The organism is Natrinema soli, assembly GCF_028618695.1.
Genome location: NZ_JAQIVI010000295.1, coordinates 1 through 8,602, shown reverse-complemented (window position 1 = coordinate 8,602; position 8,602 = coordinate 1). Strand labels below are relative to the sequence as shown.

At 64.4% G+C, this 8,602-nt stretch carries 10 protein-coding genes; 7 read left to right on the top strand and 3 right to left on the bottom strand.

Features of this window, described 5'->3' with window-relative positions; translation table 11 throughout:
* The 7 genes from PGX04_RS17570 to phoU form a co-directional block, all read left to right on the top strand.
* A partial coding sequence (locus PGX04_RS17570; protein WP_273739704.1) for a phosphate signaling complex PhoU family protein occupies positions 1-436 on the top strand: 436 nt, incomplete at its 5' end.
* A 240-nt stretch (positions 437-676) separates the two neighbouring features.
* A complete protein-coding gene (locus tag PGX04_RS17565) occupies positions 677-1,651 on the top strand; it encodes a PstS family phosphate ABC transporter substrate-binding protein (RefSeq protein ID WP_273739703.1) in 975 nt (324 codons plus the stop codon).
* A complete protein-coding gene (pstC, locus tag PGX04_RS17560; protein ID WP_273739702.1) occupies positions 1,648-2,571 on the top strand; it encodes a phosphate ABC transporter permease subunit PstC in 924 nt (307 codons plus the stop codon). The genes PGX04_RS17565 and pstC overlap by 4 nt, the downstream gene beginning before the upstream one ends.
* A complete protein-coding gene (pstA, locus tag PGX04_RS17555; RefSeq protein WP_273739701.1) occupies positions 2,571-3,461 on the top strand; it encodes a phosphate ABC transporter permease PstA in 891 nt (296 codons plus the stop codon). Before pstC ends, pstA begins: the two co-directional genes overlap by 1 nt.
* A 2-nt stretch (positions 3,462-3,463) precedes the next feature.
* Positions 3,464-4,333 carry a phosphate ABC transporter ATP-binding protein PstB gene (pstB, locus tag PGX04_RS17550; RefSeq protein WP_273739700.1) on the top strand — a complete coding sequence of 290 codons (870 nt, stop codon included), beginning with the start codon at positions 3,464-3,466 and terminating at the stop codon, positions 4,331-4,333.
* Positions 4,334-4,403: 70 nt separating this feature from the next.
* Positions 4,404-4,895 carry a metal-dependent hydrolase gene (locus PGX04_RS17545; RefSeq protein WP_273739699.1) on the top strand — a complete coding sequence of 164 codons (492 nt, stop codon included), beginning with the start codon at positions 4,404-4,406 and terminating at the stop codon, positions 4,893-4,895.
* A 194-nt stretch (positions 4,896-5,089) separates the two neighbouring features.
* Entirely contained in the window at positions 5,090-5,761 is a 672-nt protein-coding gene (gene phoU / locus PGX04_RS17540; protein WP_273739698.1) for a phosphate signaling complex protein PhoU, read from the top strand.
* Between the two features lie 43 nt (positions 5,762-5,804).
* Here the strand turns inward: phoU and PGX04_RS17535 are convergent, their stop codons facing one another.
* From PGX04_RS17535 to PGX04_RS17525, 3 genes are all read right to left on the bottom strand, one after another.
* Positions 5,805-6,383 carry a cupredoxin domain-containing protein gene (locus tag PGX04_RS17535; RefSeq protein WP_273739705.1) on the bottom strand — a complete coding sequence of 193 codons (579 nt, stop codon included), beginning with the start codon at positions 6,381-6,383 and terminating at the stop codon, positions 5,805-5,807.
* Positions 6,384-6,591: 208 nt separating this feature from the next.
* Positions 6,592-6,984 carry a DUF8055 family protein gene (locus PGX04_RS17530; protein WP_273739697.1) on the bottom strand — a complete coding sequence of 131 codons (393 nt, stop codon included), beginning with the start codon at positions 6,982-6,984 and terminating at the stop codon, positions 6,592-6,594.
* Position 6,985: 1 nt separating this feature from the next.
* The coding region (locus PGX04_RS17525; protein ID WP_273739696.1) for an FAD-dependent monooxygenase at positions 6,986-8,602 on the bottom strand (1,617 nt) is incomplete at its 5' end.

The following is an 8,602-nucleotide window of genomic DNA, read 5'->3' as shown; positions in this document are numbered from 1 at the left end:
CGGCGACCTCGCGACCAACCTGGCCGAGTACGCGCGGGATTCGACCGGATCGGCCCCGGCGCTTCCGGACGTCGACTTCGAACGGATCGCCGCGCTCGCGCTCGAGCAACTCGAGCGGGCGATCGAGGCGTTCGTCACGGACGACGCAGACGGCTGTTTTGCGGTCGCAGCGCGCGACGACGAACTGGACGCCCGCTGTACCAGCGTCGCCGAGCGCGTCGTGCGGACTCTCATCGAACTCCGCGCCGAAGGCGGGACGAACGAGGAGCGGCGAGTCGGGAACGAGGCCGGCGGCCCGCCAGTCGCAGACGTACTCGCGGACGTCTCTCGGACGTTCGTGATCGTTCGCGACCTCGAGCGCGTTGGGGATCACGCGGTGAACGTGGCCGCCCGGACGCTGTACGCGCTCGAGAGCGACGAGGACCTGCTCGGCTGATGCGACCGTTGGATCGTTTCTGCTCCCCCGTCTTGTCTATATATGTCTGGACTATCGTTCTCTCTCCCCACTAACTACCAGTGCAGCTGAACGTGACGGACGCCAACTAGTGGCACATATATACGTTCAGCGCGCCGTGAGCGCTACTATGCCTCGCCCCACGAACCGGCGAACGGAGTAAATAGAACTATATAGGACACATAGTAGTATACTTACCTGCTCTGTGACTTCGATTTGGTGATGTCGAGAGATACCACGGCGTCTTTGTCGGCCGGATCCGGCCGACGTGATTTTCTCGCCGCGGCAAGCGTTGCCCTCTCCGGTGGACTGGCCGGCTGCACCGGCGTCTTCGCCGCGGAGGGCAACAGCGTAAACATCGCGGGAAGCAGTACGGTATTTCCCGTGACCGAGGCGATCGCGTCCGCATTCTCCGAAGAAAACCCGACCGTCAACCTCTCGCTCAGCAAGACCGGGACGGGCGGTGGGTTCGGGAACTTCTTCTGTGCGGGACGGACCGACATTAACAACGCGAGTCGGGCGATCGCCGACGCCGAAGTCGAACAGTGTGAAGGGAGCGACGTCACGCCGCTCGAGTTTCAGATCGCGACGGACGCGCTGACAGTCGTCGCCAACCCCGAGGCCGACTGGGTCGATTGTCTCACCGTCGAACAGCTACAGGAGATCTGGCAGGCTGACGGTGCCCAGCGCTGGAGCGATATCGACGAGGAGTGGCCCGATCAGGAGTTCGAGCTGTACGGCGCTGCGACGACGTCGGGCACGTTCGACTACTTCAACGAGGCGGTCCTCGGCGAGGAGCTGAACCACCGAAGCGACTACTACGCGACCGAGCGCGACCGAACGATCGTACAGGGGGTCCGGGGTTCGGAGGCCGCACTCGGCTACTTCGGCTTCTCGTACTACAGCGAGAACCCGGACTCGATCAAGGCGCTCTCGATCGACGACGGGGACGGCTGCGTCGAGCCGTCGATCGAAACGGCCAAATCCGGCGAGTACACGCCCCTCTCGCGACCGCTGTTCATCTACGTCGCGAAGGAATCGCTCGCCGAACCCGCGGTCCGTGACTTCGCCCGCTTCTACATGGAACGTTCCGCGACGGATCTGGTCTCCGACGTCGGCTACGTGCCGATCACCGAGGAGCAGCGCGACGAGAACCTCGAGAAACTCGAGGACGCGATCGCGGAGGTGACCGAATGAGCCAGCCGGACTTCTCTCACGACGGGATCCGCACGGCGCGGGGCACGGCGTTTCGCTATCTCTTCATGCTCTGTGCTCTCCTGTCGATCCTGACGACCGTCGCGATCATCCTGACGCTGCTCGTCGACGCGGTCGATTTCTTCGCGCAGGTCTCGCCCGTCGAGTTCCTCACGGGCACGCGGTGGAGCCCGACGAACGAGCCGACTTCGTTCGGCGTCCTGCCGCTGATCTCGGGCACGCTGGCGGTCACCGTCGGCGCGGCGGCGGTCGCCCTCCCCATCGGTCTGCTGACCGCGATCTATCTCAGCGAATACGCCTCCGAGCGCCGACGAGCCTACCTCAAGCCCGCACTCGAGGTGCTGGCGGGCGTCCCGACGGTCGTCTACGGCTACTTCGCGCTCGTCTACGTCACGCCGGCACTCGATACGTTCTTGCCGCTCTCGACGTTCAACACGCTGTCGGCGTCGATCATGGTCGGGATCATGATCATCCCGATGGTCTCCTCGATCAGCGAGGACGCGATGAGCGCGGTCCCCGATTCACTTCGGCAGGCCAGTTACGGCCTCGGCGCGACGAAGTTCACCGTCTCGACGTCGGTGGTCGTGCCGGCCGCGCTCTCGGGGATCTTCTCGTCGTTCATTCTCGCCCTGTCGCGCGCGATCGGCGAGACGATGATCGTCGCCATCGCCGCGGGACAGACCCCCCGGATGGCCGACGTGACCGATCCGGCGGGACTGTTCCTCAACTCGATCCAGACAATGACCGCCGCGATGGTCCAGATCGGGACGGGCGACATCGTCGGCCAGGGCGAAGCGTACAAGAGCCTCTTCGCGGTCGGACTGACGCTGTTCGTCATCACCTTCGTCATGAACCTCATCAGTGAACTCGTCGCCTCGCGCTATCGGGAGGTGTATCGCTAATGGCGGCCGACACGCGTGACGCGCCCGCCGACTCCGGCTTCGGGCAGGTCAGCCGGACGAAAGACGTCGCGTTCCGCCTGCTCGCGCTGGCGGCGACCCTCGTCGGAATCGTCTCGCTCGCGGCCCTACTGGCGAACGTCGCCGTCGACGCCGTCGGCTGGCTCGACTGGGGTTTCCTCACGAGTCCGCCGCATCCGAATCCGAACGAGGCCGGGTTCCTCCCCGCCCTGATCGGCTCCATCGCGATCATGCTGTTGATCGCGCTGCTCACGTTCCCGGTCGGCGTCGGGGCTGCTGTCTACCTCGAGGAGTACGCCGACGACGGCTACCTCACGCGATTCATCCAGCTCAACATCGCGAACCTGGCGGGCGTCCCCTCGGTCGTCTACGGCCTGTTGGGACTGGGACTGTTCGTCGGGATCCTCGGATTCGGGTACGGGACGGTGCTGGCGGCGGCGTTCACCGTCGGCCTGCTGATCCTCCCGATCGTCATCATCTCGTCTCAGGAGGCGATCAGGGCGGTGCCGGACACCCAGCGACAGGCCTCCTACGGGATGGGCGCGACGAAGTGGCAGACGATTCGGAACGTCGTCCTGCCGCGAGCGATGCCCGGTATCATGACCGGAACCATCCTCGCGCTCGGGCGCGCCATCGGCGAGACGGCACCGCTGATCATGATCGCCGCGCCGACGACCGTCTTCGGGATGCCCAACAGCCTCTTTAGCAAGGTCAGCGCCATGCCCCTGCAGATCTACAACTGGGCGTCCTACCCGCAGACGGAGTTCCAGTACGGCGTCGTCGCCGCCGGCGTCGTCACGCTGCTCGTCGTCCTGCTCACGATCAACTCGATCGCGATCATCATTCGGAACCGCTATCAACAGCGCACCTGACAATGACTAACGAACAGATGACTTCCTCGGAAACGGAATCGACCACCGATCAACCAGCGCCGACGCCGGGAACCGACAGCCTCGCCGACCGCGGCGACGCCGAGGGGGAAACGACGACGGATCGAACGATCCTCGAGGCGCGAGATCTGAGCGTCTACTACGGCGAAGAACAGGCGCTCGACGACGTCGACATCGAAATTCCCGAAAAGCAAGTCACGGCCATCATCGGCCCGTCGGGCTGTGGGAAATCGACGTTCCTCCGGTGTATCAATCGAATGAACGACCTCGTCGACAGCGCCCGCGTCGACGGCGAACTGCTGTTCGACGGCAAGAACGTCTACGACGAGGACGTCGATCCGGTCGCCCTGCGCCGAAAGATTGGCATGGTCTTCCAGTCGCCGAACCCCTTCCCGAAGAGCATTCGCGACAACGTCGCGTACGGACTGAAAGTCCAGGGGAAAGACGACGACGTCGACGAGAAGGTCCGGACCGCCCTCGAGCGAGCGGCGTTACTCGAGGAAGTCGAGGGGCAACTCGACTCGAGCGGCCTGGAACTCTCGGGCGGCCAGCAACAGCGGCTGTGCATCGCTCGAGCGATCGCGCCCGATCCGGACGTGATACTGATGGACGAACCGGCCTCGGCGCTGGACCCGGTCGCGACCTCGAAGATCGAGGACTTGATCGAGGATCTCGCCGAGGAGTACACGGTCATCATCGTCACGCACAACATGCAGCAGGCGGCTCGCATCTCGGATAAGACGGCGGTCTTCCTGACCGGCGGCGAACTCGTCGAGTTCGATAACACCGACAAGATATTCGAGAATCCCGAACACGAGCGCGTCGAGGACTACATCACCGGCAAATTCGGATAGTCCTCCCGCTGATCACTGTCCGGTACTGACAGTACCGTTTATCCGTTTGCGTGCCATGGTACCAATCCACATGGTAGCAAACGGGGTCCACATTTTGATCAGTCTGGCACTCGTCGTGTTGCTCTTTCGATCCGGACGGCCGGAACCGTACCTCGTCGCGGCGCTCGCGGCGGCCATCCCCGATATCGATACGTTCGTCTTTCGGCCGCTGGTCGAACTCGGCTACGTCGAGGGGACGCTGTGGATGCATCGGGGATTGACACACTCGCTGCTGGCCGGGATCGCTCTAACCGTCCTCCTCGCCGCGTTCGGCCCCTGGCGGGCCGCCGCCGTCGGGTTCGGCTCGCACGTCCTCCTCGATTTCCTGAGCGGCGGCGTCCGTCCGTTCGCCCCGTTCGACCCCACGCTGTACGGGGTTTCCGCCGATTGGCTGCTACTGAATATGCTGATATCGATCATCGCCGTAACCGTGCTCCTCGGCGGCTTGCTCGGCATGAAATACGATCTCGGCCAGCAGGCCGTCTCGCGTGCCCCTGAAACGACACCCGAGCGATCCCCGTAGTTTCCTCGACGCCGGCCGAAATCGCTCCGGCTCGGCCGTCGTGGCTTCCCCACGAGCGTGCGTCTCGAGTCGAGGACACCCTCGGGATCGCCGAGCTCGAGGACGGCGTCTCCGAAGGGGCTGCTCACACCGTAGCCGGCGACGCGATGCGTTCGCACGCAGTCTTTATCAGGGACGAGCGAGCTTTCACAGACATGGCCAGACAATCCTACCAGGAGAAACTCACGGAGCTCCGTGAGGACGTTCTCTACATGAGCGAAGTCGTCATGGAACGCCTTCGCATGGGGCTCGACGCCCTCGAGCAGAAAGACGAAGACCTCGCCCGCGAAGTGATCGAGGGTGACGGCGAGATCAACCGAATGTATCTCGATCTCGAGCAGGACTGTATCGACCTGCTCGCGCTGCAGCAGCCGGTGGCGAGCGACCTGCGCTTTATCGCCGCCTCGTTCAAGATCATCACCGATCTCGAGCGGATCGCCGATCTCGCGACGAACCTCGGAGAGTACACGTTCGACGCCGAACAGGACCTGTTCCCCGACGTCGACGTTCAGGAGATGGGCGATCTGACCCTCGACATGCTCGAGGACGCGATGCTCGCCTACGATACCGAGGATACCGAAACCTGTCGAGAACTCGCGGCCCGTGACGACGAACTCGATCAGTTCGCCGAACGGGCCAGCGAGATCGTCGTCCGCGACCTCATCGAGCGCGAACTCGATTCGCCGAACGAGGTCGAGCAGTTGCTACAGGACGTGTCGCGGCTCCTGTTGACGATTCGCGACCTCGAGCGCGTCGGCGACCACACGGTCAATATCGCCGCGCGGACGCTCTACATGGTCGAAAACGACGACGAACTCATCTACTAATCGGACGATCCGACACGAGAACGTATTTTCGCGGTGGCCGTATCTACCCGGTCAGGTTGCCGCCGGTTTCGTTGCCGCCTGTTTCGTTCCCGCCGGTCTCATTGCCACCGGTTTCGTTACCGCCAGTTTCGTTCCCGTCGGTCTCGTTCCCACCACCGCCACCGCCGCCGTCTTGAACCTGAATCTCGCCTTCCATCTGGGGATGTGGCTCACAGCGGTAGACGGCGATGTCGTCGCTCGCCTCGAACTCGAACGGCTCGACCTCCGCCGGATCCGCGGTCGGACTGCCCGTTGTGTAGTCGTCGATGACCTCACCGTTACTGTCCCGTAGCTCCAGGTTGTGCGCCTGATCGTCACCCTCCGACCAGCCGATCGTATACGTCTCGCCGGACTGGAGAATGAGCGTCGGATTCGATTCCCCTTCGATCGAAGACGGCGCGAGGCCTTGCCATTCGCTGGTCTGGCCGCTGAAATCGATCTCCGTGTCTGGTTCGATCTCGTAACCGTCGCCGCCACCGCCGTTGCCGCCGTTGCCGCCGTTGCCGCCGTTCCCGTTGCCGCCACCACCGCCGCAGCCGGCGACGAACGCCGTTGATGTCGCGACACCTGTTAGCTTGAGCATGCCTCGTCTGGATAACCGATCGTCTCGTGCCATCACCGTGACTTTGCTCTCAACGGGAATAGTCGGATACCCGTCTACTGCGTGGAAGTCAAGTACGGGTCGGTTTGAGGCGGTGTCTCGCCGGTTTCCGTATCAGAACATCATCATCGAGAGAAGGACAGAAACTAATTAACTCTGACCGTGATCTAGGTTCGAGCGCGCTTGCCCGTCAGCCACGGCGACGCTCGGGCACGCCCGTCAACAGTTGCGCCGTGTCGATCACGTTCCGTGTCTCGAGCAGTAGCTCCGCCGCCTCGCGGACCGTGAACTCGGCCTCGAGGGCGACACCGTGACAGGAGGCGTAACACTCGAGCCAGCGGTTCATCGCGTCCTCGAGCGCCTCGAGTTCGGGTTCGGTAAACGGCACCAGTCGGCCGCCGGTTCGTGCTTCGACGTAGAGCCAGATGGCTTGCCCGGCACCGTCTCGGAGATACGCGTCGGCGTCGTCGGGGTCGACGCCACTACCGTCCCCATCGACCGATCGGTGTTCGCACTCGATCGCCGCCCGCTCGCGCTCGGCCCGGCGGGCGAGCGCGGCGATCCGGGGACCGTACCGACTCACGTTACCCCTCGCGGTAGTCGACGCCCTTGCCGCCTCGGGGGTGTTCCCACTCGGTGTCGGCGACGATCGCACAGGTGCCACACTCGACGCAGGGCTGCGTGTCGAGGCTAATCAGCGTCTCCTCGCTGCCGTTCGTTTTGACCGTCTCCGAGCGGTAACAGCCGCCGCCGAAGTCCGCGGCGCTGACCGGACAGGCGCTGACGGCAGCGCCGCTTGCCGCGTCGGATTCGTCGTTGAGTTCGATGTGCGGATTGCCCACGTCGGTATCGTAGGTCAGGTCGCCGATGCGCTCCTCGAGGGTCGGCGGGTCGATCTCGTTCTCCCAGTGGATCGTCTTGCCGTGCTCCTCGGCGATCAGCGTCGGCAGGGAGACGTAGCCGGTCTTCGTATCGGGGAGCATCGACACGAGGAACGGCGAGTTGTACGCCCGCTGCAGCAGGCGATCCGCGACCGGATTGCCGACCGCGAGCGAGCCGATCGGCGAGTCCAGCACCCGTTCGACCGCCGCGGTAACGGTGTCGTTTTCGCCGACGGTCCGGCTCAGCTCGTACTGCCGGGGGCGGAGCTTATCCATCGTCCCCGAGTCCTCGAGCATCTTCGTGTATCGGCGGCCCGCAGCGTCCGGGTCGCTGTTGCCGCGGGTGACGGCGAATGCCTCGGCGGCGAGCGCCCCCGCCGTGACGGCGTGGTTCATGCCCTTGATGATCGGTCCCTGGGCCTGCATCTGGCCGGCGGCGTCGCCGACGAGCACGAGTCGATCGCGATAGGGCTCGCGGTGGGCGACCTTCTTCGAGTCGGGGACGAGCTTCGCCGCGTACTCCCGCTCGTGATACTCGTTTTTGAACCAGCCCGCCAGCAGCGGGTGGGTCAACAAGGCGTCGAGCAGCTCGTGAGGTTCGGCCTCCCGCTCGACGAGGCTGTCGAGGTGGAAGACGGTCCCGATCGAGAGCGAGTCCTCATTCGTGTAGAGGAACCCGCCGCCGCGGACGTCCTCGAAGAGGTCGCCCGAGAACAGGTGGGCCGCGCCCTCGTCCGGCCCGATATCGAACCGGTCGTCGATCGCGTCGGGATCCATATCGACGACGGCCTTGACGCCCTGGAACCACTCGTCGGGCTCTTCCCAGTCCATCAGTCCCGCCTCGCGGGCGAGTTCGGAGTTGACGCCGTCGGCCGCGACGATCAGATCGGCTCTAATCGGGTCGAGTTCGTCGCAGGTGACGCCGACGATCTCGCCGTTCTCCTCGAGCAGGCCGTTCACCCGCACGTTCGTCAGGACACCGCCGCCGGTCTCGCTCGTCTTCTCGTGGACCCGCTGCTCGAGCCAGGAGTCCATCTCGCGGCGGAGGACGGCGTCACACCAGTCGGTATCGTGTTCGTGGAGATCGGCCAGATCGTAGGTCTTGACCGAGTTTCCGGCCACGTTGTGGATGTAGTAGTCCGTGACCGGCCGCTCGGCGGCTTCCTCGCGGAAGCCGTCGAAGAGGTCGTCGAGCGTATAGGGGGCCGAGTCCTCGGCGTAGAGCAGCCCGCCGGAGACGTTCTTCGAGCCCGCTTCGGTCCCGCGCTCGAGGACGAGCGTCTCGATGTCGTGGTCGGCCAGCCGCGCGGCCGCCGCGGC